16 protein-coding genes and 1 pseudogene are annotated in these 23,117 nt (G+C 54.3%); 11 read left to right on the forward strand and 6 right to left on the reverse strand.

What is annotated here, in order from left to right:
* Positions 1-154 precede the first annotated feature (154 nt).
* Positions 155-541, forward strand: coding sequence for a GNAT family N-acetyltransferase (locus AABB92_RS21195; protein ID WP_238585861.1), 387 nt, complete (start codon positions 155-157; stop codon positions 539-541).
* 1,433 nt (positions 542-1,974) lie between these two features.
* On the opposite strand, the gene AABB92_RS21200 is transcribed toward AABB92_RS21195, so the two are convergent.
* A complete protein-coding gene (locus AABB92_RS21200) occupies positions 1,975-3,051 on the reverse strand; it encodes a RepB family plasmid replication initiator protein (RefSeq protein WP_031377929.1) in 1,077 nt (358 codons plus the stop codon).
* A gap of 2,587 nt (positions 3,052-5,638) precedes the next feature.
* On the opposite strand from AABB92_RS21200, the gene AABB92_RS21205 reads away from it, so the two are divergent.
* The 8 genes from AABB92_RS21205 to AABB92_RS21240 all read left to right on the forward strand — a co-directional run bounded on the left by AABB92_RS21205 (position 5,639) and on the right by AABB92_RS21240 (position 16,193).
* A complete protein-coding gene (locus AABB92_RS21205; RefSeq protein WP_046289430.1) occupies positions 5,639-6,367 on the forward strand; it encodes an SDR family oxidoreductase in 729 nt (242 codons plus the stop codon).
* 895 nt (positions 6,368-7,262) lie between these two features.
* The gene (locus AABB92_RS21210) at positions 7,263-8,465 is read left to right on the forward strand and encodes an AAA family ATPase (RefSeq protein ID WP_031377930.1); all 1,203 of its coding nucleotides are present in this window, start codon (positions 7,263-7,265) and stop codon (positions 8,463-8,465) included.
* Positions 8,462-9,445 (forward strand): ParB family protein, encoded by a 984-nt coding sequence (locus AABB92_RS21215; protein WP_046289431.1) that lies wholly within the window; start codon positions 8,462-8,464, stop codon positions 9,443-9,445. The genes AABB92_RS21210 and AABB92_RS21215 overlap by 4 nt, the downstream gene beginning before the upstream one ends.
* A gap of 255 nt (positions 9,446-9,700) precedes the next feature.
* Positions 9,701-10,627 carry an aminoimidazole riboside kinase gene (locus AABB92_RS21220; protein ID WP_046289432.1) on the forward strand — a complete coding sequence of 309 codons (927 nt, stop codon included), beginning with the start codon at positions 9,701-9,703 and terminating at the stop codon, positions 10,625-10,627.
* A 163-nt stretch (positions 10,628-10,790) separates the two neighbouring features.
* Complete coding sequence (locus AABB92_RS21225; RefSeq protein ID WP_342550282.1) at positions 10,791-12,308, forward strand: carbohydrate porin; 1,518 nt, start codon at positions 10,791-10,793, stop codon at positions 12,306-12,308.
* A gap of 71 nt (positions 12,309-12,379) precedes the next feature.
* A complete protein-coding gene (locus tag AABB92_RS21230; protein ID WP_046289434.1) occupies positions 12,380-13,750 on the forward strand; it encodes a sucrose-specific PTS transporter subunit IIBC in 1,371 nt (456 codons plus the stop codon).
* Positions 13,750-15,159, forward strand: coding sequence for a sucrose-6-phosphate hydrolase (locus AABB92_RS21235; protein ID WP_031378124.1), 1,410 nt, complete (start codon positions 13,750-13,752; stop codon positions 15,157-15,159). Before AABB92_RS21230 ends, AABB92_RS21235 begins: the two co-directional genes overlap by 1 nt.
* A 29-nt stretch (positions 15,160-15,188) precedes the next feature.
* Positions 15,189-16,193: a substrate-binding domain-containing protein gene (locus AABB92_RS21240; RefSeq protein WP_046289435.1), complete on the forward strand. Its 1,005-nt coding sequence runs from the start codon at positions 15,189-15,191 to the stop codon at positions 16,191-16,193.
* A gap of 108 nt (positions 16,194-16,301) precedes the next feature.
* Here AABB92_RS21240 and AABB92_RS21245 read toward each other — a convergent pair whose 3' ends face one another.
* The 3 genes from AABB92_RS21245 to AABB92_RS21255 all read right to left on the reverse strand — a co-directional run bounded on the left by AABB92_RS21245 (position 16,302) and on the right by AABB92_RS21255 (position 18,998).
* Entirely contained in the window at positions 16,302-16,844 is a 543-nt protein-coding gene (locus AABB92_RS21245; RefSeq protein ID WP_031378125.1) for a chorismate mutase, read from the reverse strand.
* A gap of 453 nt (positions 16,845-17,297) precedes the next feature.
* Entirely contained in the window at positions 17,298-18,464 is a 1,167-nt protein-coding gene (locus AABB92_RS21250) for a zinc-dependent alcohol dehydrogenase (protein WP_046289436.1), read from the reverse strand.
* Positions 18,465-18,998, reverse strand: coding sequence for an SRPBCC family protein (locus AABB92_RS21255; protein WP_031378126.1), 534 nt, complete (start codon positions 18,996-18,998; stop codon positions 18,465-18,467).
* Positions 18,999-19,229: 231 nt separating this feature from the next.
* On the opposite strand from AABB92_RS21255, the gene AABB92_RS21260 reads away from it, so the two are divergent.
* The gene (locus AABB92_RS21260; RefSeq protein WP_031378127.1) at positions 19,230-19,475 is read left to right on the forward strand and encodes a hypothetical protein; all 246 of its coding nucleotides are present in this window, start codon (positions 19,230-19,232) and stop codon (positions 19,473-19,475) included.
* A 10-nt stretch (positions 19,476-19,485) separates the two neighbouring features.
* Here AABB92_RS21260 and AABB92_RS21265 read toward each other — a convergent pair whose 3' ends face one another.
* A complete protein-coding gene (locus AABB92_RS21265) occupies positions 19,486-20,409 on the reverse strand; it encodes a GNAT family N-acetyltransferase (protein ID WP_031378128.1) in 924 nt (307 codons plus the stop codon).
* 60 nt (positions 20,410-20,469) lie between these two features.
* A complete protein-coding gene (locus AABB92_RS21270) occupies positions 20,470-21,015 on the reverse strand; it encodes a GNAT family N-acetyltransferase (RefSeq protein WP_031378129.1) in 546 nt (181 codons plus the stop codon).
* A 346-nt stretch (positions 21,016-21,361) separates the two neighbouring features.
* Between AABB92_RS21270 and AABB92_RS21275 the strand changes: the two are divergent.
* Positions 21,362-22,990 (forward strand): annotated as a pseudogene (locus AABB92_RS21275) (outer membrane protein assembly factor BamB family protein); the annotation flags it as partial.
* Positions 22,991-23,117 lie beyond the last annotated feature (127 nt).

Here is a 23,117-nt window from a genome sequence, read left to right on the forward strand (position 1 = left end):
ATGGCGGGCTTTTTTTATCGTGATCCGCGGCACCTGTTCTGCTATTGATCGCGCGCAGACGACAACCTTGCCGAGAGTGCGTACCACATTGAACCTTCACGTCAGAGCCGCGACCGCCGCCGATACAGCCGATCTGTTTCATATCCGGACTTCCGTGACTGAAAATGTGCTGTCTCACGAGGATCTTCAGGCGCTGGGCATTACCCCGGCCGCGATTGAAGCGATGATTAATACCTCAACCTGCGCATGGATCGCAGTGTCTGGCTGCAAAGCGGTGGGGTTCTCTATGATCCTGCCGGAAGAAGGCTGTCTGTTTGCCGCTTTCGTCCTTCCGGATTATGAAGGCGCAGGCATTGGCAAACGGCTGGCAGAAGAAGCTGAAAACCAGCTGTTTCTCCATCATGACCTCATCTGGCTGGAAACCGGTGAAGCGACCCGCGCCGCAGGATTCTATCGTCACAGAGGATGGATTACGGCGGGTGAAGCAGCGGCAGAGAAGGATATCCGGATGATCAAACAGTCGCCATGGTGTTCAGCCTGAAGATAGGCGATCCGGTGTTATTCTCAGGGAGAAGCAATGCTAGCCGGGCGACCTCGATTCAGGGGACAGCAAAGACGCTTTAATTTGCATAACCACTGTAGCGAGTAAAAAGCCAGACTAACCACTGTAGCGAGTGACCGTATCACTTCTGAGACGCTGTTTCGCTTTGATAAACCTCAGCACCTGCGGCAAAGATATCGACTATAGCGAGTAAAAATAGCCTGCAAAGATCATCAACAACCACTGTAGCGAGTAATTTTGCGCAATAAATATCCGGGTTTCCGGCGAAAGAGGCTTAGCCGATCAATTCTTCAGCGGATAACCACTATAGTGAGTGCCCGCCTACCGCAACATCGCCACCCATAACCACTGTAGCGAGAAGTCCTTCTCTCTCCGCTATCACTCTCTTACTCAGCGCTGAGCACTGACTCACACAACAACTTATCGCAATTGTTTATGCCTCCTCGCTGCTTTTCGCGCTCAGCCAACCACTGTAGCGAGTAGCCTGAAAGCGGGTAGCCGCTAACCTCGGCGTTATAACGCGCATTGACACCTTCATTCAACACGGCAGCGTGCCCTTTCTGCCCGCTCTGCAGGGTGATCGTCTGCATTCGTTGCAAGCTAACCACTATAGCGAGTGATTCCCTGCCCGGTTTGCAGCCTTTTTTAGCTGTCGGTTTCAGGCAGCACCATCCTGACCGCTCAATATCCACTATAGCGAGAAGCCTCGCATATTTTTGCTAACCACTGTAGCGAGTAAAAATCCGCTTTCAGCCGGGTTATCAGCCTGTTGGGAGAGATCATTTGAAGCCAGCTGTGTTTGATAACCACTATAGCGAGTATTGAGTCTGCCCAGCGCTGCTTGTTCCCATTTGATAACCACTGTAGCGAGAAAGTAACAGCGTAACTGAACATTATCCGAACAAAAAAGTAGCTAATCTGGCTTAAAAACCAGCAATTAACCACTGTGAAGTGTAAACCGGCGAGGAAATCGCTGTTTTCAGGCAGTTAAAAGAGGATTTAGACAAGGCAGATGTGGCTGACAACCACTATAGCGAGAACGTTAAGACTGACGAGCGACGTGTGAAGCTGCACAGGAGCAGAACCACAGGCAAGGCTCCCTTTTCAGCGTATGTGGTACCACTACGGATAACCACTGTGATGAGCATCGCAAACGCGCTGGCTGGTAGCAGCAGGCTGAACGAGAGCAGCATAGCGGGGAGAACCGTGTCAGTGATCACTAACAGCAGACATGGTAAGGCTTAGCAGGTAAGCAGGCACCAGGGAGGAAATGAATAACCACTATAGCGAGTGATCTATCTCACCATAGTGGTTAGTACTCACTACAGCGGTTACCTGAAACGGTAGCCTTCTCGCTACAGTGGTTAGTTTGCGACATTGCTCACATTCTCGCGGCTGGTGTCGCAAAACAGTTAGCCTTTTTTTTCTTTACGGATTTTATTCAGGAGCTCTTTCTCTTCACGCGACACCATCACCAGCTCACTGCTCTCCTCCTCTTCCGGAATGATATCCGGCAGACTCATATCCATGAGCTCCGTATCGCTGTCGATATCGTCATAATCATCCATATCATCGTCAATTAAACCTGACTGACTGAGCGGCAGTTCTGCCGGCCGCAGCTTCGGATGACGATAGTGGACCCAGAAGTAGACTGACGAGCCGCGCTTGGTTTCGGTGTAGTCAAGGTAGCCGATCTCTTTCAACTGCTCCATCGCTTTTCTGACGGTCGCATTTTGCGTGATCACGCGAGAGGTCAGGTTAAGTCTGGCGCGCAGCCGGGCCATTGATATTGGCGCAGGCTTCGGCGGCAGGCTTTCGATGAAGGTATATAACGCCTGGGCGGACTCTTTTCGCGCCAGTTCATTGATGGCTTTGAGCTGCAACAACACTTTACGGTCGAACTGATACAACTCAAAGATCTTGGGATCGGCCTGCAACGTCACGGTATCTTTTTTAATACTGTATTTGGCGGACTGCACCAGGTGCGTCGTGTAGTTTTCGCCGCCCTTGCTGGTGAAGGTTAAGGTATTGGAGGCGATACGCGTCAGGGAAGCGTCCAGACGGTTCCTGAGCTTCGACGAGAGACGAACAGAGGGAATGCCACACAGTTTGGCGAATTCGACAAAAGAAAGCGTTACCGTGTCTCCCAGACACTCGTGCGTGGCAAAAGCACGGATGATCCCCACCCACGTTTTGAAATCGTTATCCATATCCAGCCGGGCACCGAGGATCTTGATATTGTCATACCCCTCCGATCGGACCAGAGACAATTGTTTAAGATCCTGCGTAACGTCCATCGCATTCATCTGGTTTTTCTGACTGCGCGCGGTGGATTTTAGCGTAGGAACAAACAGGCCCAGCCTCATCAGAGCAACCGGCTGCACCGTGTTATTACTGTTGGGCGTCAGGGTAACAACTTCACCGGTACGTTTGTCGGTTTCGCTAAACGCTTCAGCTATGTTCAGGATATCTGGTTCTTTTTTCGGCATGCGGAAGATCCGTGAAGTGAACAAGCGAGGGTCGCCGTTACTCGATACAGTGGATACTAGCACTCACTATAGCGGTTAATCTACTCGCCATAGTGGTTTTTTGTCTCGCTACAGTGGTTGGTTTACTCGCTACAGTGGTTAGTGATCCGCTCTCAGAGCAGCGATACCATGGCCTCAGGCCGTATAGGGATCTCTTAGGAACTTATTATGATCTTATGAGGATCTGTTATTGGATCTAACCGGTGGATAAAACGGCTGAATCGCTCTCATTTTGCGGTGGATAAAGAAAATGAACTCTCCGGCCCACTTCCCTGCTCTCAGCTGCGATCCGCTGATGATGCGGTTTATGGCCTGTTTATAGAAATACCGGTTATGCACAGGCAAAAGGGAATTTACTCGCTACAGTGGTTATTGGTCACTCGCCAGCGCGGTTGTTTATCTCGCTACAGTGGTTATTTTACTTGCCACAGTGGTTATTCTTCTCGCTATAGTGGTTATCAACACCTCCTCAGCCCTTATGCTACAAGGCCCTGGCGGTAGCGGGGATCTATTAAGGATCTCAGTTTGATCTATAGAGGATCGAACAATTGGATCTGACCTGTGGATAATGAGGATAAAAAGAGCAAACATACCGGGAAAACAGTGGGAGAACTGGCAAGAAGGTTTGAGGAATAGCCAGGGCGAACGTTAAGAGTGAAAACCGTCCCTAATCTGCCAGAGCAAATCAAAGGAAAATAAAGCACAAATCTGATAAGGCGAGACTGTACTGACGCTGGATAAAACTAACCAGCAAACAGATGCGGAGAAAACAGCTTTGATTAGGTTAAGTTGATACCTTTTACCGTTTCGCAGCAGAGGTGTTAAAAGAAGCATTGTACTATTCGCCCTGACTCACTTCAGGTAACCGTCAAACCTGACGCATGCGTAATGCCATGGTTTGATGCATTAACAGCGGTGTCAGCCATATCGATAACCAGCCCGGTGTTTAGTCAGGCACCAGATTCATGGGTAAGAAGTATTTAACGACATTTAGCGACTCTCTCCTCTGCTCAACTAAACCGTTTTATTCATCCTTCTCAGACAAAATTTTCACCATAGAAATATCAATGTAAGCATTTGATTAAAAATGACTTTTTTTGGATTTTCATGATGAAAACACCGTGAATTTACCCTGAAAATCAGGATTGCGGAGTTCGTTATTATGGGCGCTGTAGGCTTAACAAAGCGATTCTCAGCACAAAACTTGTGCTCAATGCTTACGTTAATCCATCCGGCTATAGCAGTGAGTAAAAACCATCATAAGTAAAACCGTGAAACTTCCCTCTAAACAGTGGCTGAGAAATGAAGGTTTGAGTTCTGAAGGCCATAAGTTCACTGTCGGATGGAACATCCACTCAATGAGGTTGTGAGGTCTCTCTGGCTGGCAATATATATTTGCTGTCAGACCGGCTCGTTTTAAGCAGGTCAATTCCCCCTCCCCTTTGAGTAGGTAGTTCATACGTGAAATGCTGCTGTTGGAAGAGTCAGCTTTTTAATCAGCCAGAAGAGGGGCTTTTCAAGAAATTAGCAAAAACACCGATCAATCAACCTCAACAGTCTGCATATTTCAGTTTGGATCTGGTGCGTGCGTAGTGGTCATTAAGCAGAAACTCGCAGATAGCCCGACAGCAAAAAGAGCGAAGCGATACTCTCTCTACGCTGCAATCAGTACGTTGCCGTTACGAAACAGTACTAAGTCGGTCAAGATGACTGAGCCACAGCATCTTGTTTGAGGAAATCAACAAATGCGCGCAACGGCGCAGACATGAACCGGCTGGGAAAATAGAGCCAGGGGCCTTCGAATGCAGACCACCATTCTGGCAGTACAGCAACAAGCTCGCCAGTTTCGAAATGGGGCTGTAATTAGTTTTCGAAGGTAGCAATTATCCCTCTGCCCTGTCTGGCAAATTCAATAGCGGCAGCGGCACCATTGACGCCAATGATTAAGCGACCGGAGGGATTCACACTCACGATCTTTCCCTGCCATCCAAATTGCAAGGGTATCAGTGCCCCGCTTGAATACTTCAACCGAATACAGTCATACTCTGCTAAATCAGCCGGATGTGACGGTAAACCCTGCAAAGCCAGATAAGAAGGCGCGGCCGCCAGTGCGAGCGTCTGTGGGCGGGGACCAATCGGTACGGCAATGTTATCTTTTGCCAGCTGCTCGCCATAGCGGATATCGCAGGAGGAAAGGGTTCATTATGGGGGGCAGGATATCCGTCATCACTGCACCAGTAACATTCAGTTTTAGCACGCCGCGGACTGCTTGCTGCGTACTTGAAACGGCGGTCAGCACCGATCTCAGACGGTAGAAGGTAATAAATCAAGCTGCTTCGCGGCCATGCGGAAACCATTTTCTTTGTATACGGTAATGAAGATCGATAGGTCATCCACAGTTGCCGTCTGTTATTGTCCGGATTTCCGATCAGCCTATTCACATTACCCTCTATTATCAAACATTATCAATCAGCTTAAAAAGGGAGGGCAAATACGGGTCTCTTTCTGCAGAAGAAAGAGCACCCAAGCCGAATAAACCGTAGCCTGTATGAAAGATAAAACTGTTCTTATTACCGGAGCCAACAAAAGTATCGGCTTTGAAACAGCCCGACAGCTTGGCCTGCGTGGTTACCGCATCTGGCTGGCATGTCGTGATAAAGCGCGGGGCCAGGCTGCGCTGGCAAAACTGGTCGCGGAAGGTATCGAAACCCGGATAGTGGTGATGGATGTGACGCAGTTGTCGAGCGTTCAGGCGGCTGCGCAATACATGTTTAAAGAAGAAGGGCAGCTGGATATTCTGATTAATAATGCCGGTATCTCAGGCTTTCTGGGCACTCACCCCAGCGAGCAAAGTATCGATGAGGTTATGGCGGTATATGATACCAATGTGTTTGGTGCCATAAGAGTAACCCAGGCTTTTCTGCCGCTGCTGAAAGCCGCAGTCAGCAGCGCTAAAATTATTATGGTCAGTAGCGGACTGGGCTCACTGGAATGGGTCTCCGACCCGAACCATCCCTATTTTAAGGTCAATGAACTGGGCTATAACAGCTCCAAAACTGCACTTAACGCGGTGACCCTCGCCTTTGCCAAACAGCTAAAGGATCAGGGCATCAGCGTTAATGCCGTCGACCCTGGTTATACTGCCTCGGATTTCAATGGACACAGTGGTTATCGGAGCGTCACTGAAGCTGCTGCCGGCATTGTCTGGCTGGCAGAACAGAGTCCGGCGGAAATTACCGGCGGATTCTACTTCGATCAACATCGGGCACCCTGGTAGAGGCCGGCTGAAAGCAGATACAACCAGGATGATGAGCGGGTCTGCATCTCAGCGGCGGTGATATTCTGGCGAAGTTTACGCCTCAACATCTCATTGCCGCGCCTGCTGATTCGTCCACTTTTGTTCTCTACCCGGCGCTAACCACGTTCTTTCGGTCCAGATGATACAACGTATAAAAAGCGAGAAAGGAAGAACGGGAAAACGGGAAAACGGGCAAATAGTCAGGTGAGCAATCTGTCTTGTCATTATAATTTTGCGACCGCTCTCCTCACGGAAATGGCTTAATCGCCATGACGCGTTGTTACCGTCGGTAAAGGAACATCTCAACAGGCTAAACTATCCTGTTACTATTTATGCGCGGATTAACCGTGGATATGAGAGATTTACCGTCACTGATGCCATTAAAAGCCTCGCCGGCGCTCTCCTGATCTTTACTCTATCTTCCGACTTGTGCTGACCGTTTCTTTCCCGAAATCTCACCAGGGAATTTTACGTGTAAGATGCTGAAGTAAATGATTATTTTTTAAATTTTCACGATGAAAACACCCTTTTTCACCCACCATTTTGACCAGGATCCTGTCCTGTTATTACGCTGTATGCTGGCTGCGGTTCCTGCCCAGACAAATGAGATCGCAGAAGTTTATAATAACAGCACCAACGAAGATTCGTCTGCCGCTTATCCCTGCCTGAGTTCGGCTACTGTGTATTAGCCAGGCTTCCCCGCTACTCCCTGCTGTAGTCACCCGATCTGGATGATAAGCCGGTTACGCTGGCTGACTCTGCCGAAGCATTCCATCCGATAGTAAAAAATCCAGGTTTTTGGCATTTTTCTAAAAAATTGGCAGATAGCCGCTTTTTGTGTAGTATGCAAAAAAACATTAACGCAGAGGGGCTTATGAAGCGTGACTATGGTGGTGTGCTGGAGATGGCAACGCGTGCCAACTCTATGTTGCACGGGCTGAGCAATCACATTGAGCAGCAGCGTCAGGAATTTAACCAGACCGGTTTTTATCAGACTTTCTCACGCAATGCCGTCGCTAATATGCCATTGCTGAGTAAGCATGCCGTGGTTGCTGCCATCAGTGACATGGAAGAAGCCGGCTATCAGTTTGGCAAGAAGCAAACCGGTAGCACCTCGCAATATGCATTAACCATCCAGAATGTGGTCGATATTTATCAGCATCGCAAGGTGCCAAAATACCGCGACAAGCACGAAGGCCCGTTTGTGATTTTTGTGGTCAGCCTCAAAGGTGGCGTCTCCAAAACGGTCAGCACCGTAACGCTGGCCCACGGTATGCGCGCCCATCCTTCGATGCTGCACAATGACCTGCGTATTCTGGTTATCGACCTCGACCCGCAGGCATCCAGCACCATGTTTCTCAGCCACACCAACAGTGTCGGCTCTGTGCTGGAAACCGCCGCTCAGGCAATGCTGAACGATCTGGACGCTGACCAGCTGCGTGAGCAGTTTATCAAACCGACGGTGATGCCTGGCGTGGATGTCATTCCCGCCTCGATTGATGACGGTTTTGTCGCCAGTGACTGGGAAGAACTGGTCGCCCAGCATCTGCCTGGCGTTGCACCTTCTGAAGTTCTGCGCCGTAACGTCATCGATCGTCTGGCAGGCGATTACGACTTCATCTTCCTCGATACCGGCCCGCATCTTGATTCCTTTATGCTGAATGCGATTGCTGCCAGTGATGTGCTGCTGACGCCAACGCCGCCGGCTCAGGTTGATTTCCATTCAACCATGAAGTACCTGACGCGTCTGCCAGAGATGCTGGAGCGGATCGAAGCGGAAGGGGTTGAGCCACGTCTGAAGGCGAATATTGGCTTCATGTCAAAAATGACCTCCAAGCACGACCATCTCACGTCACAAAGTTATGCCCGCGAAGTGTTTACCAAATCGATGCTCGATTGTGGCCTGCCGCGACTGGATGGCTTTGAACGCTGCGGCGAATCGTTTGATACGGTGATCAGCGCGAACCCGTCATCCTATCCCGGCAGCGCTGATGCGTTACGCAAAGCTAAATATGAAGCGGAACAGTTCTCAAGGGCTGTATTCGATCGCATTGAATATATCAGGAGCACCCTGTGAGCAAACCCATCCAGCGCATTGGCCGCAAATTCGGTGATTCCGCCATTGCCAGCATGATCGACAGCAGCAGCCAGTCGCGCACCTTTACCCTGAAGTCAGGTATGAAGGCGACCTTTGTGCGGCAATTGATTCCGCATGATGACATCGAAGCAAAGACCTATGTCGACCCGAAGATCAACGGTCGCGATCAGAGCACGCTGACGGCGGAGTCGCTCAAAGAGATCACCCGCACCATTACCCTGCAACAGTTCTTCCCGGCCATCGGGCGCATCACCGCTGACCGGATCGAAATCATGGATGGCTCCCGTCGCCGTGCAGCCTGTATTCTCTCTGGCGCCAGTCTGGAAGTGCTGGTCACGGCGGATGAACTGAGCATCAGTGATGCTCGTCAGCTGGCCGCCGATATTCAGACTGCCCGCGAACATAACCTGCGCGAGCTGGGACTGCGTTTTATGCTGATGAACGAGCAGGGCATGAGTAAGTCGGAGATTGCCAAAGCGGAAGGGATCTCGAATGCCAAAGTGACGCGTGCTTTCCAGGCTGCTTCAGTTCCGGCTGAATTTATCGAACTTTTCCCGGTGGTGGCTGAACTGACGCTGCAGGATTATCAGCTGCTGCTTGATGTGTGGGAAGAAGCCAAAGCCGAAGCGGTCGCGGTCGATGACCTGGTCAGTCAGATTCAGGATAAACTGACCCGTGATACGATGCCGGCACAGCTCAACGCCGACGAAAAAAAATCGGCCATTCTCGACTGCTTCAAAACCGCCAGGAAGCAGCTTAAAACGCCGCCGCCAGCCAGCAGGACGGTGACGGAAAAACTGGCGACCTTCAGCACCGCCAATACCTATGCGCGCCGTAAAAGCAACGACGAGAAGCGGACCGTGCAGTATGAATTCAGCCGCCTGCCAAAAGAGATCACCGAGAAGATTGATGCTTCGATTAAACAGATTTTGTCATCGATGAAGCAGAACAATTCCTGATTATCGTTAAAACCGGCCTGCCGCCGGTTTTTTTATCCTGGCCGGTCAGATCACTTTCTTCACTATTCATCACTCCCGCTCGAAAACTCGCTGCATTGCTGACCCATCCGGCGTTACAGGGAGGTTAAAGACTGCCATCCTTCCCATTATTCCGGCGTTACATCTCCCATTACTGCAATTTGATTGTTGAATCCTGACTTATTTGCGGTTATAGCTAAAACGGTTTAGCTTACTCATATACTTTAAGGAATTTCTATGTCAGTACGCGTGTGGTGTCTGGGTGATGCGGTAGTCGATCTGTTGCCAGAAGAGCCGGGACGTTTAATGCAGTGTCCGGGCGGCGCACCGGCCAATGTGGCGGTGGGTGTGGCGCGCCTGCAGGGGAAGAGTGCGTTTATCGGCAGGGTAGGGGCCGACCCGTTTGGCGACTTTATGCGCCAGACGCTGATTGATGAGCAGGTAGAAACCTCCTTCCTTAAATCCGACCCTGCTCATCGCACCTCAACCGTGGTGGTCGGACTGGATAACACCGGCGAGCGGTCGTTCACCTTTATGGTACGTCCCAGCGCCGATCTGTTTCTTGAGACAACCGATCTGCCGCAGTTCAGCGCCGGGGAATGGTTGCACTGCTGTTCAATCGCGCTGTCAGCCGAACCTTCACGGACAGCCACGCTTACCGCAATGCAGCGTATACGCGCCGCAGGCGGATTCGTCAGTTTCGACCTGAACCTGCGTGATGATCTGTGGCCTGACCCGACACAGCTGCATGCGGTTGTGCATCAGGCGCTGGCCTGTGCTGATGTGGTGAAGCTGTCAGAAGAGGAACTTCAGTTCCTCCATTCTGCCGCAGATCCTGCCGACAGCATGCAACAGCTGGCTGAACGTTTTGCCATTAAGCTGCTGCTGGTTACGCAGGGCAGGGCGGGCGTGATGGCTTATCACCAGGGGCAGATTTATCACTATCCCACTACGCCGGTGGCCAGCATTGACACCACCGGTGCCGGTGATGCCTTTGTCGCCGGACTGTTGTGGCAGCTGGCGCAGTCGGGTCTGCCCGCCGATGAGCCACAGTTAGCCGTCAGTCTTGCCAGCGCCCAGCGTTGTGGCGCACTGGCAACCACGGCTAAAGGGGCGATGACGGCACTACCCTGGCTGCATCAACTCAGCGACCTGACAGGCTGATTTTCCGGGCTGTTATCACTGGTTTTGCGAGCCATCTCACATTCACTAAACCGGTTTAGCAATTTTCATTTCGCGATGAAATTACCCATGATTATGATTCGCGCCTAAACCGGTTTAGCAAAAAAAGTTTGTGATGATAGCCCTTCCTCAGAGACGCAAAACAATGAAAAAAAGCACGATTGCATTAGCCCTGGCAACCCTGTTCGTTGCTGTGCCGGTCCGGGCAGAGCCGGGCCTCAGCACGATTGAAGCCCGGCTTGCCGCACTTGAACACCGTCTGCAGGTCGCGGAGCAACGCGCAAGCGCGGCTGAAATCCGGGCCGAAGCGGCTGAGAAGCAGGCACAACAGCTGGCAACCGTCCAGCAGCAGACCCCGCCAGCTCCCACTGACGTTGCGCAACGTAGCGCTAAACCGGAACTGAAACCTTCCGCCGATGCGGGCGGATTTGAATTTCACGGCTACGCCCGCTCCGGCCTGCTGATGAACAGCTCGGCAGCGAAAACCCAGGGCGGACCGACGCTGACCCCTGCCGGCGAAACCGGCGGCCACGTCGGGCGTCTCGGTAATGAGCCTGACACCTATGTCGAACTGAATCTGGAACATAAACAGACGCTGACCAACGGTGTCACCACCCGCTTTAAAGCGATGCTGGCCGACGGTCAGCGTACCTACAACGACTGGACGGCTGACAGCAGCGATCTCAACCTGCGGCAGGCATTTGTCGAAATCGGCCAACTGCCGACCTTCGACGGTGCCTTTAAAGACAGCACCGTCTGGGCCGGTAAACGCTTTGATCGTGACAACTTCGATATTCACTGGATCGACTCCGATGTGGTGTTCCTCGCCGGAACCGGTGCCGGCTTTTACGACATCAGGTGGGGCGATCGGGCGCGCAGCAACCTCTCGGTGTATGGACGGACCTTTGGTGATATCGAAAACAACGAAAACAGCGCGCAAAACTACATCCTGTCACTCAACAACTTTGTCGGCCCGGTTCAGCTGATGATGAGCGGCATGCGGGCCAGAGATAACGATGATCGCGAGGATATTGACGGAAATAAGATCAAAAGCGATGCGGCGAACACCGGCGTACATGCGTTGCTCGGACTGCATAACGACAGCTTCTATGGCCTGACCGACGGCTCGGCGAAAACGGCGCTGCTGTATGGCCACGGTCTGGGTGCAGAGGTGAAATCTGTTGGTTCAGATGGCGCGCTGCTGCCGCAGGCGGATAGCTGGCGTCTGGCCAGCTATGGCATCACGGCGCTGGGAGACGGCTGGCATATTGCCCCGGCGCTGCTGGCTCAGCATAGCCAGGATCGCTATGTCAAAGGCGACAGTTACGACTGGGCGACCGTTAACCTGCGGCTGATTCAGGAGATGACTCAAAATTTTGAGATGCAGTATGAAGGCTCTTATCAGTACATGGACCTGCGCCCGGAAGGGTACAGAAACCGCAATGCCGTCAGCGGCAGCTTCACCAAACTCACCGTCGCACCCACCCTGAAAGCCGGAGACGTAGGCGACTTCCTGAAACGTCCGGAAATCCGCTTGTTCGCCAGCTGGATGAACTGGGATCACCGGCTGGATAACTATGCCAGTGATGATGCCTTTGGCAGTAAGGGTTTTGAGGCCGGAGGGGAATGGAACTTTGGCGTTCAGATGGAAACCTGGTTCTGACCAGACAGCCCCAGCCTGCAGGGGCTGGGCAACCGCACCAATAAAAATGAAACCAGAAGATAGAGGTTAATATGGATTATGCAAAAATTTCCCGCGCGCTACTGCCCTTGCTGGGCGGCAGGGAGAACATCGCCAGCGCGGCGCATTGCGCTACGCGCCTGCGGCTGGTGCTGGCGGACGACAGCCAGGCAGACACCGCGGCGATTGGCCGGATCGAGGGCGTAAAAGGCTGCTTCCGCAACGCCGGGCAGCTGCAGGTGATTTTTGGCACCGGTGTGGTCAACAAGGTCTATGCCGCATTTATTGCTGAAGCGGGGATTAGCGAGTCGAGCAAATCTGAAGCGGCGGATATCGCGGCGCGCAAGCTTAATCCGTTCCAGCGTATCGCCCGTCTGCTGTCGAATATCTTTGTGCCGATTATCCCGGCCATCGTGGCATCCGGCCTGCTGATGGGGCTGCTGGGCATGGTGAAAACCTACGGCTGGGTCAATCCGGATAACGCACTCTACATCATGCTGGATATGTGCAGTTCCGCCGCCTTCATTATCCTGCCGATCCTGATCGGCTTTACCGCTGCTCGTGAGTTTGGCGGCAATCCGTTTCTTGGCGCAACCCTTGGCGGCATTCTGACCCACCCGGCACTGACTAACGCCTGGGGCGTGGCTTCGGGCTTCCATACCATGAATTTTTTCGGTATCGAAGTGGCGATGATCGGTTACCAGGGCACGGTGTTTCCGGTGCTGCTGGCGGTGTGGTTTATGAGCGTACTGGAGAAGCAGCTGCGCCGGATTATTCCTGATGCACTGGATTTGATCCTGACGCCGTTCCTGACGGTAATCATCTCCGGTTTTATCGCGCTGCTGATCATCGGACCGGCTGGTCGTATGCTGGGGGACGGCATCTCTCTGGTGCTCAGTACCCTGATAGCCCACGCGGGCTGGCTGGCGGGGCTGGTGTTTGGCGGGCTCTATTCGGTGATCGTGATTACCGGGGTACACCACAGTTTCCATGCGATTGAAGCCGGACTGCTGGGAAATCCCGCCATTGGCGTTAATTTCCTGTTGCCGATCTGGGCGATGGCCAACGTGGCTCAGGGCGGTGCCTGCCTGGCGGTGTGGTTTAAAACTAAAGATGTGAAGATAAAAGCGATTAGCTTGCCCTCGGCATTCTCAGCGCTGCTGGGGATCACGGAAGCGGCAATCTTTGGTATTAATCTGCGCTTCATGAAGCCCTTTATAGCCGGCCTGATCGGTGGCGCGCTGGGCGGTGCCTGGGTGGTTTCCGTGCATGTCTATATGACAGCCGTCGGGCTGACGGGGCTGCCAGGCATGGCAATCGTCAAGGCGGGTTCCTTGTTCAATTATGGCATCGGCGTGGCGATCGCATTCACCACGGCGTTCGTGGTCTCTTACCTGCTTAAATACAATACGGATGCTGAATAATGGCTTCATCGACACTTTTGCCGGCTATCCTGCAGGCGGTGATGCAGAAGATGCCTGCTGCGCTTAACGACCATCATTATCCCGGCTGGCATCTGGCGCCGGTTACCGGACTGCTTAACGACCCGAATGGATTTATCCATTTTGACGGTCATTATCATCTGTTTTATCAGTGGAATGCGCTGGGGTGCGAGCATAAACATAAATGCTGGGGACACTGGCGCTCTGCCGATCTGCTGCACTGGCAACATCAGCCGATTGCGCTGATGCCGGATGAAGCGTATGACCGTAGCGGCTGTTACTCCGGCAGTGCGGTCGATGACGATGGCGTTCTGACGCTGATTTACACCGGCAACGTGAAATTTGACGACGGCACACGCACTGCGTGGCAGTGCCTGGCTCAGCAAAATAGCGCAGCAGGATTTGATAAGCTCGGGCCGGTTATTGCTTTGCCAGAGGGCTACACCGGACATGTCCGCGATCCGAAAGTCTGGCGACAGGGTAACCACTGGTACATGGTGCTGGGCGCTCAGGATCGGCAGTTGCAGGGTAAAGTGCTGCTGCTGCGGGCGGAAAATCTGCAGCAGTGGCAACTGCTCGGTGAGATAGCGGGCAGCGGGCTGGGCGGTCTCGGGCCGGCGGGTTACATGTGGGAATGCCCGGATATGTTTACTCTCGGCGACAGCACTTACCTGATCTGCTGCCCGCAGGGCGTGGCGCGCGAGGAAAAACGCTTTCTCAACAGTCACCCGAGCGCCTGGCTGAGCGGCACGCTCGATGATCAGACGCCGGCCTATCGCCACGGCCCGCTGCACGAACTGGACGCCGGCTTCGAGTTTTACGCGCCGCAGACCACGCTGACCGCTGACGGGCGGCGGTTGCTGGTGGGATGGATGGGCACGCCCGATGGGGAAGAGATGGCCCAGCCCACCGTTGCTCATCACTGGATCCACCAGATGACCTGCCTGCGTGAACTCAGTTCCCGGGATGGCAAGCTCTGTCAGCAACCGATCGCCGAGCTGCAGGCGCTGCGCGAAGCCGGAAAGGTTTATCAGGGACGTGCTGATGACGCGCCGCCGATCGATGCGCAGCGGCTGGAACTGCTGCTGGAAAGCCAGGGCGGAATCGAACTCAATTTTGCCGACACGCTGATCGTGACGTGGCAGCAGGATGCACTGCAGCTGGCGCGTCGCAGTCTGGTCACGGGTGAATGGCACTACCGCTACTGGACGGGCGCCGCCAGCCGGTTACAGATCCTGTGCGATCACTCCAGCGTTGAGATTTTCATCAATGATGGCGAAGGGGTGATGAGCAGCCGTTATTTTCCGACGCAGCCGGCGTGGTTAACCCTGCGTGGCCGCGCAGAACTGCAGGCTCACTACTGGTCGTTACGTCGCTGCATGGTAGAATAAGCGCTTGTTTCCTTAGACGATGCCTTGCCGTGAGAAAAACGAAACGCGTTACCATCAGTGACATTGCCACGCTGGCGGGGGTGAGTAAAGCCACCGCCAGCCTGGTGCTCAACGGCCGCGGAGAAGAACTGCGGGTCGCGAAGGAGACGCGTGAACGGGTGCTGGCGCTTGCCCGACAGCATCACTATCAGCCCAGCATTCATGCCCGGATGCTGCACGATGCCCGCAGCCATACGCTGGGACTGGTGGTGCCGGAAATCACCAACCATGGCTTCGCTGCGTTTTCTCATGCGCTGGAAAATCTGTGCCGCGCCGCAGGATTGCAGCTGCTGATCTCCTGTACCGATGAAAATGCCGGGCAGGAAATGGCGGTGGTCAATAACCTGGTATCGCGCCAGGTCGACGGGTTGATTGTCGCGTCCAGCATGTTAAGCGACAGTGATTACGTCACCCTTAGCGAGCAGTTGCCGGTGCTGCTGTTTGACCGTCGCATCAGCGACACGCGCTTACCCTGGGTGATCACCGATGCCATCACGCCCACCGCCGATCTGGTTGAAAGGCTGGCGCGCGCCAGTCCGGATGAGATCTACTTTCTTGGCGGTCAGCCCGATCTGTCACCAACCCAGGATCGCCTGGCGGGTTTCAGCCAGGGACTCACGCGTGCTGGCGTTACGCTGCGTCCGGAATGGATTATTCAGGGTAACTATCACCCGGCCAGCGGTTATGAGATGTTTGCCGCCCTGTGCGAACGGCTGGGGCGGCCGCCGAAAGCGCTGTTTACCGCCGCCTGCGGCCTGCTGGAGGGCGTTCTGCGCTATATGAGCGAGCACCGCTTGCTGACCAGCGACATCCGCATTGCCAGTTTTGACGATCACTACCTGTATGATTCCCTCTCCATCCCCATCGACACGGTCGAGCAAAACGTGCCGCAGCTGGCGCAGGCCTGCTTCGCGATCCTGACCAGCCTGATCCGCGGCGATGAGCCAGTTAACAGCCAGCTGGTTCTGCCTGCGACGCTTCGTCTGCGCTGTTAACCGCCGCCGCAGGTTAATCGATGCCAGCAACGCGACTCCCGCTGGCAGAGGCAACTATCGATCGGCGTCGTGCGGCTTAATGCGCTGAATCAGCGGCCGGATTAAATGTTACTGGCTGCGCCGGATGCTGGCGAGCGACGTGAGCAGGCTATTTTTATCGCCTTCGCTCAGGTTGGCCGCCGTCAGTTGCGAGGCCAGCCATGCCCGTTCGGCGTGCGGAAAGCCGCCAGCCAACAGCTGCTGGCCGATCGCGTTGAGCAATTGGCTATCCAGCCGTTGTATCTGTTGCCGGGTATCAGCCAGATCCCTGACGGCGGCGTTATCCGGGACTGATAGCCAGTCCGCCCGATAACGATATTGAATCGCCTTACTGGCATTCATCAGGGCATGAACAAACGGTTCCACCGAATGGGGTTCCAGTCCGGCTTGCTCAGCGTTTTTCAGCATGCTTTGCATCACCTGCTGTTCCCGCGGCAAATCCTCGATCGGGAGATGATGCTGTGCTTTGTAGCCAGCCACCTCTTTCATCACCTGCATCCGTTCATTTAATGCAGTGGAAAGCGTGCCGAGCGCAACGGAAGAGACCGGCCCGGCAAAAACGTTACAGCACACAAACAGTGAAGAGAAAAGAATCGTCGTAAAATGCGTCATTTGCCCGCTCCGTTAATGAAAACTGGCGCTAATTTAGTCATGAAAAAATCGCCGAAGGTAATTATTTTGTTTTCAAAGTATGAATTGCAAACGGTGTCAGTGCGCTAGCGCAGGTGATTAATCCTGATGGGTTTTTCGTCTTTTAACGTCACACAATCTTCATGTTGCTATGCCACGCTGACAGGTTTATCCCGCCGCAGCCGGTGTTGCTCAACAGCCGGTATTAATGATGTTGCCGCCAGCGCAGCTCCAGTTATTGTCAGACAGGGATGCGCTAAGCGAAGGGCGACAGGGCAGGGTGAAGAAGGTTGTTACGGCCGGGTGCAGTAAAGCCACTGCCCGCTAATAGGCCGCCAGTGGAGCCTGATGTTGCGATCCGGATCGGTCAGCATCAGGCTGCCAGTGATGTGCTGAGGATAATGGCTACGCCGCCGATCGTGGCGGCGCAGTCAGTCAGGGGACGAAGATAGCGCGGACGCAACCATCTTCTTTGTGTTTGAACATCTCGTAACCCCGCGGTGCCTGTTCCAGCGGGAAGCGATGCGTCGCCATAAAAGCCGGGTTCAGTTCATTGCGGGCCACGTGTTCCAGCAGGCGGTGCATATAACGTTGTCCATGCTGCTGAGCGGTACGGATTGTCAGGCTCTTGTTGATCATCAGGCCTAACGGAAACTTATCCATCACCCCGTAAACGCCGAGAATGGCAATGTTGCCGCCTTTACGGCAGACGTAGAGTGCCTGACGCAGTGCCGCGCCAACATCGGTTTCAAGATGCAGCATCTGTTTGGTTTTATCGTAAACCTGGCTCAATCCTTCGCCCCGGGCTTCCATACCGACCGCATCAATGCAGCTGTCCGGGCCACGTCCACCGGTTAATTCCAGTAACGCTTCGTTGATATCCACCTGGGTGTAATCCAGCGTCAGGCTGCCGGCATAATCGCGCGCCATTGCCAGCCGTTCCGGATAGCGATCGATGCCAATCACCTGATGAGCGCCCATCAGCCATGCACTTTGCTGCGCCATCAGACCGACACCGCCACAGCCCCATACCACCACCGTGTCGCCAGGGTGGATATTACAAAAATCGGCACCCATGTAACCGGTCGGGGCAGCATCAGAGAGAAACAGCGCCTGTTCATCGGTCACGCCCTCGGGCACCACGAAGCAATCATTGTCGGCAAACGGCACGCGCACATATTCTGCATGCGATCCGGCATAGCCGCCAAAGGCGTGGCTGTAGGCGTAAATACCGCCGGTCGGATGACCGAGTACGGCTTCTCCTTTCTCCCATTGCGGATTGGTGTTGTCACAACAGGAAGGTAAATGATGCTGGCAATACCAGCAGGAACCACAGGAGATAAATGAGGGCACCACCACCCGATCGCCGCGGCGAATATTTTTTACGGCGCTGCCGACTTCGACCACTTCACCCATGAATTCATGACCGAGGATGTCACCTTCGCGCATACTCGGGATCAGGCCATCAATTACGTGCAGATCGGAGCCGCAGGTGGTGGTCAGCCTGACGCGAACAATCGCATCATGAGGATTTATCAGGCCCGGATCGGCCACGGTCTCAACGCTCAAATCGTTAACGCCATTCCAGCATAGTGCGCGCATTTATTTCTCCTTATCCTGACGTTCGGCGTGGCGGCCAGCAGGCTGACCATCCAGCGTGGCGATCTCTCCGGTCTCGGCGAGGCTTTTAAAGCGATGCAGCGCTTTGCTGGCCACCTCTTTCGGCAACAGATCAAACACTTTGGTCACCTTTTTCCCCAGCGCGCCGCCCGGCGGGATGAAGCGCAGAGTGAGCGCCAGTTCAGTGCCCCATTCGCCGGGCGCCGGGCGCAGCAGAAGTTCGCCTTCGTTAGGGATGTCGGCACCCTCCAGCGATCGCCAGGCAATAATTTCGCCCGGCTGGGCTTCGACAATCCGGCTCTCCCAGGCGTAGTGTTTACCCAGCGGGCCTTCGATCTGCCAGTGCGCATCGCTTTTATTGACCGGCGTCACCGTGGCAAAGTGGCTCATAATACGCGGCAGAGTATCCGGCTCCAGCCACAGGGAAAAAAGCTCGGTCGCCGGACGACCGACGGTTATCCAGCGCCGGAGCGTAAGCGTATTATCGCTGGCGGTTGTTTGAGGTTTTTTGGCCAAAAGGTCCTCCGATAGCAGGCTCAGTCGAACGGAAATCACTGAAAATGAGTTAAGAACAGCCTGCGGAATTTTGCGAGCGAAGCCGTAGCGTTGCGGTACGGCAGGTCTGGCCGCAGGTTATGTATCGGACAGCGCGGTGCGGGGCGCAGGAAAACCCCGTTGCGGACGGCGGGATTATGTATAATGCCTGCAGCAAAGAGGCATCTGTTTTAGCAGCAAATAGAGGTAGATATGTCTGCATCTGAAACTTCTACCGGTGGTAAAAGTGTGGTTGAGTTGGTGCTGAGTTTAGAAAATCAGGTGGCAGGTTACCCGCAGGCAAACTGGCACATCGGTCTGAAAAGCAAAACCAAAATGGCGCTGGAAAAGATTAACCGCGCGTTTGATGCAAAACGTATCAGTGCAGAAGAGAGTCTGAATCTGAAACAGCGGGTTTATAGCGTGCAGGATAAATTAATTGAGCTGGCGCTATGGTAAGGCAGTGCATTTAGCCGTCAGCGGCCATCACCCGCTGACCTGCACTTAAGTCGGCCGGTGTGAAAAACTGATACTTCAGTACGCAACGCCGCTGGGCATTTTCTGCACTTTTCAGCGAAGGCGTATTGCCGGGAAGGATAGTGCCGGTCAGCAGCACGCTGTCGCCGTAACGCTGATCGAGCTGCTGCAACAGCATCTGCTGGGCTCGCGCTGCCAGTCCGCGGCCGCGGTATTCGGGCAAAATCACCTCATCCAGAATCTGAATCGCCTCAATGAACCCCACGCGGCGCATCGCGCAAATGATCAAGCCGGCCAGCTGACCCTGACTGACAATCAGCGAGACGTTGCCCTGGGCGATATCCTCACGCAGTTCCCGTTTATCGGTTGCCAGCAGCAGATGTCTGAGCTGCGGCAGGGCACGCCAGCTGGCACGATAGGCGCGATTGATAGTGGTCAGACAGACCGGATAATCCTCTCTGGTGGCGGTCACCAGCGAAACATCCTGCCCGGTCGGGGCGGAAAGCGAGTCCGGGCGGCCAAGAAAGATCAGTTGATCGGTGAAGCCGATCGCAGGATGGTCGGCGGGCAGCAGCACGCGCAGCGTTTGCGGGTTCAGCGCCTGCCACGCCTGCATAATGGCGCAGGCAACCTGCTGGTTAATCGGTCCATCCAGCGCGACGACATCGATAAACGGCTGGGCCAGATCGCCGCCGAGATAGCGGGGACCGGTGAGATAACGCTGACCGTCAATGTGGAGTTCACGTTGCAGAAAATAACGCTGTGGCAACCCGGTTTCACGCCAGGGAAAGGCGGCAGAGAAACGGGCATCACGACACCATGCCTGCTGCTGCGTCAGCCACTTAATCAGCCAGCCCCTGAGCCGGTGCGGTGAAACCGGCAGGCTCTGGTAGCGCGACACCATATAATCCAGCATACCCTTTCCACCTTGTTGCCCGTCTCAGGTTCAGCATCGGGGCTGAATGAACGTAACGGCTTAGCGCCGGCTCTGGTACTCCTCTTTCAGCAGACCGAACAGCCAGTCATCCTGCCATTTACCGTTCAGAAAAAAGTTCTGCCTTAAGGTGCCTTCCTGCGCGAAGCCGGCGGAGATTAACGCTTTCCGTGAGGCGATATTCGCAGCGGTAACGGTCGCCACCAGCTTGCGGTACGCCAGTTGGTCAAAACAAAACCCGATCACCGCATTCAGTGACTCGCGACCGTAACCTTTGCCGTGAAAGTCAGCGGCGAGAATAAAACCAAACTCGGCAATGCCGTTACCCCGATCGATAAATCCGCTGAATCCTGTCGGCAATCCTGAGGTTTTTTCTTCCATCACCAGGCAAAGCCAGTGATCACATCCTTTATGCCAGGCGGGCAAGCGAACGTCAAACGAGTGGGTTCTGATTTCGTCGGCAGAGCGTGGATCAGAGATATATTTCATCACCGATTGATCCTGACTGACCGCCAGATAAAACGGCCAGTCCTGCTGACTCAACGGCCGGTAACGCAGCCGCGCAGAGGTGATCACATCAGGTTGCATTATGCTACTCCTTGCAGGCCGAGCTTCAGGGCGAAAGTTGATGCCAGCAAGCTAACACAGCCGCCGGAGAAGCGGGAGTCAAACTCGCCAGCCAGCCGTGCACCGCTGAAGACGGCGGTTGTGGTATCGTTTCCATTTATACCGGGATTCTTACGATGAGCTGCGTGGTTCGCATCGGTTGAAATTTTTTAGTTAACACATTTCTAATGTAATTGGCTGATATATAAGAATTATTAGAGATTTGTTTACACTCCGCCACGAAAAGGCAATGTAAATGGCATGTGATAGCGCTTACACTTGCACTGATGTTTCTTTACATTTCCCGCTTTTTATCAAGGTTAAACACATGTCACGGGTATCCCGAACACTCAATTTGTTAACGCTGCTGTTCTCTGTCGCCTGCTCTGCCTGGCTGCTGATCGGCGGCGTCTGGTTGCTATCGCTGGGCGGTAGCGCGTATTACCTGATCAGCGGCCTGGCCATGGCGGGCTTTAGCGTGCTGCTGTGGCGCAGAAAACGCAGTGCGCTCTATCTCTACGCCGCGATTCTGATCGCCAGTGCGCTGTGGGCGTGGCAGGAAGCAGGCAGCGACTACTGGACGCTGGTGCCGCGACTCGACGTCTGGGTACTGCTGGGGATCTGGCTGATTTTGCCTTTCAGCTATCGTCAGTTTGGCCCGGCCGGTAAAAAACCGCTGGCGGCGATGGTTATCGCCTTACTGGCTAACGGAGCGCTGCTGGTGGGCTCATCACTGCACGATCCGCAGGAGATAAACGGCGAACTGCCGCTGACCGATGTTGCGCCAGCCGCTTCATCGGTACCGGCGGAAGACTGGACCGCCTACGGCCGGACGCAGGAAGGCGTGCGTTACTCGCCGCTGAAGCAGATCAATGAGCACAACGTGCAGAACCTGCAGGTGGCCTGGCAATATCACACCGGCGATGTCAAAACCGCGAACGATCCGGGTGAGATTACCAATGAAGTGACGCCGCTCAAGGCGGGCAACATGCTCTATCTCTGCACGCCACACCAGATTCTGCTGGCGCTGGACGCGGTGAGCGGCAAAGAGAAATGGCGCTTTGATCCGAAGCTCAAATCCGATCCGTCATTCCAGCACATCACCTGTCGTGGCGTGTCCTATCACGAAATGCCGGCGGCGCAGCAGAGTAGCGCTTCACAGCCTGCCCACTGCGCGCGTCGTATCTTCCTGCCGGTGGACGACGGTCGTCTGATTGCGCTGGATGCCACCTCTGGTGAGCGTTGCGAGAACTTCGCCAGCCACGGTGAGCTGAATCTGCAACATCAGCAGCCAAATGCCTATCCGGGCGGTTATGAGCCGACGTCACCACCGATTGTCACCGACAAAGTGATCATCGTGGCGGGCTTGGTCACCGATAACCTGTCAACCCGTGAACCGTCTGGCGTGATCCGCGGTTTTGATATCGACAGCGGTAAGCTGGTGTGGGCGTTTGATCCTGGCGCGAAAGATCCGAATGCGCTGCCTGCAGAAGGGGAGACCTTCAGCGCCAACTCACCTAACTCCTGGGCACCGGCGGCGTATGATGCTCAGCGTGACATCATCTATCTGCCAATGGGCGTCTCGACGCCGGATATCTGGGGTGGTCATCGCACGCCGGAACAGGAGCGTTATGCCAGCGGCCTGCTGGCGCTGCACGCCTCTACCGGTAAGCTGGCCTGGTTCTATCAGACAGTACATCATGACCTGTGGGACATGGATCTGCCGTCGCAGCCAACCCTGGCGGACATCACGGACAGCAGCGGCAAGCGCGTACCGGTGGTGTATGTACCGGCTAAAACCGGCAACATTTTTGTGCTGAACCGTGAAACCGGCCAGCCGGTGGTACCTGCACCGGAAACCCCGGTACCGCAGGGACCGGCGAAAGGCGATCATCTCAACCCGACTCAGCCTTTCTCGCAACTCACCTTCCGGCCGAAGCAGAATCTGCAGGGCAAGGGGCACTGTTGCAAATTTCTTGATACTGTAGCCTTTGGAATTACAGAAAGGCCTTAAATTTCAAAAACTCTGCTTACCAGACGCATCTCACCCAGGGGATGGCCGAAGTAAAAGTTTTCCGCCTGTC

This window comes from Pantoea brenneri (assembly GCF_038594305.1).
Classification (GTDB): domain Bacteria; phylum Pseudomonadota; class Gammaproteobacteria; order Enterobacterales; family Enterobacteriaceae; genus Pantoea; species Pantoea brenneri.

What these genes read in the sequence shown, in the direction of transcription:
- AABB92_RS21200 (WP_031377929.1), bottom strand. Translation starts at nt 3,051, where the DNA reads ATGCCGAAAAAAGAACCAGATATCCTGAACATAGCTGAAGCGTTTAGC.
- AABB92_RS21205 (WP_046289430.1), top strand. Translation starts at nt 5,639, where the DNA reads ATGAAAGATAAAACTGTTCTTATTACCGGAGCCAACAAAAGTATCGGC.
- AABB92_RS21210 (WP_031377930.1), top strand. Translation starts at nt 7,263, where the DNA reads ATGAAGCGTGACTATGGTGGTGTGCTGGAGATGGCAACGCGTGCCAAC.
- AABB92_RS21220 (WP_046289432.1), top strand. Translation starts at nt 9,701, where the DNA reads ATGTCAGTACGCGTGTGGTGTCTGGGTGATGCGGTAGTCGATCTGTTG.
- AABB92_RS21225 (WP_342550282.1), top strand. Translation starts at nt 10,791, where the DNA reads ATGAAAAAAAGCACGATTGCATTAGCCCTGGCAACCCTGTTCGTTGCT.
- AABB92_RS21230 (WP_046289434.1), top strand. Translation starts at nt 12,380, where the DNA reads ATGGATTATGCAAAAATTTCCCGCGCGCTACTGCCCTTGCTGGGCGGC.
- AABB92_RS21235 (WP_031378124.1), top strand. Translation starts at nt 13,750, where the DNA reads ATGGCTTCATCGACACTTTTGCCGGCTATCCTGCAGGCGGTGATGCAG.
- AABB92_RS21245 (WP_031378125.1), bottom strand. Translation starts at nt 16,844, where the DNA reads ATGACGCATTTTACGACGATTCTTTTCTCTTCACTGTTTGTGTGCTGT.
- AABB92_RS21250 (WP_046289436.1), bottom strand. Translation starts at nt 18,464, where the DNA reads ATGCGCGCACTATGCTGGAATGGCGTTAACGATTTGAGCGTTGAGACC.
- AABB92_RS21260 (WP_031378127.1), top strand. Translation starts at nt 19,230, where the DNA reads ATGTCTGCATCTGAAACTTCTACCGGTGGTAAAAGTGTGGTTGAGTTG.
- AABB92_RS21265 (WP_031378128.1), bottom strand. Translation starts at nt 20,409, where the DNA reads ATGCTGGATTATATGGTGTCGCGCTACCAGAGCCTGCCGGTTTCACCG.
- AABB92_RS21270 (WP_031378129.1), bottom strand. Translation starts at nt 21,015, where the DNA reads ATGCAACCTGATGTGATCACCTCTGCGCGGCTGCGTTACCGGCCGTTG.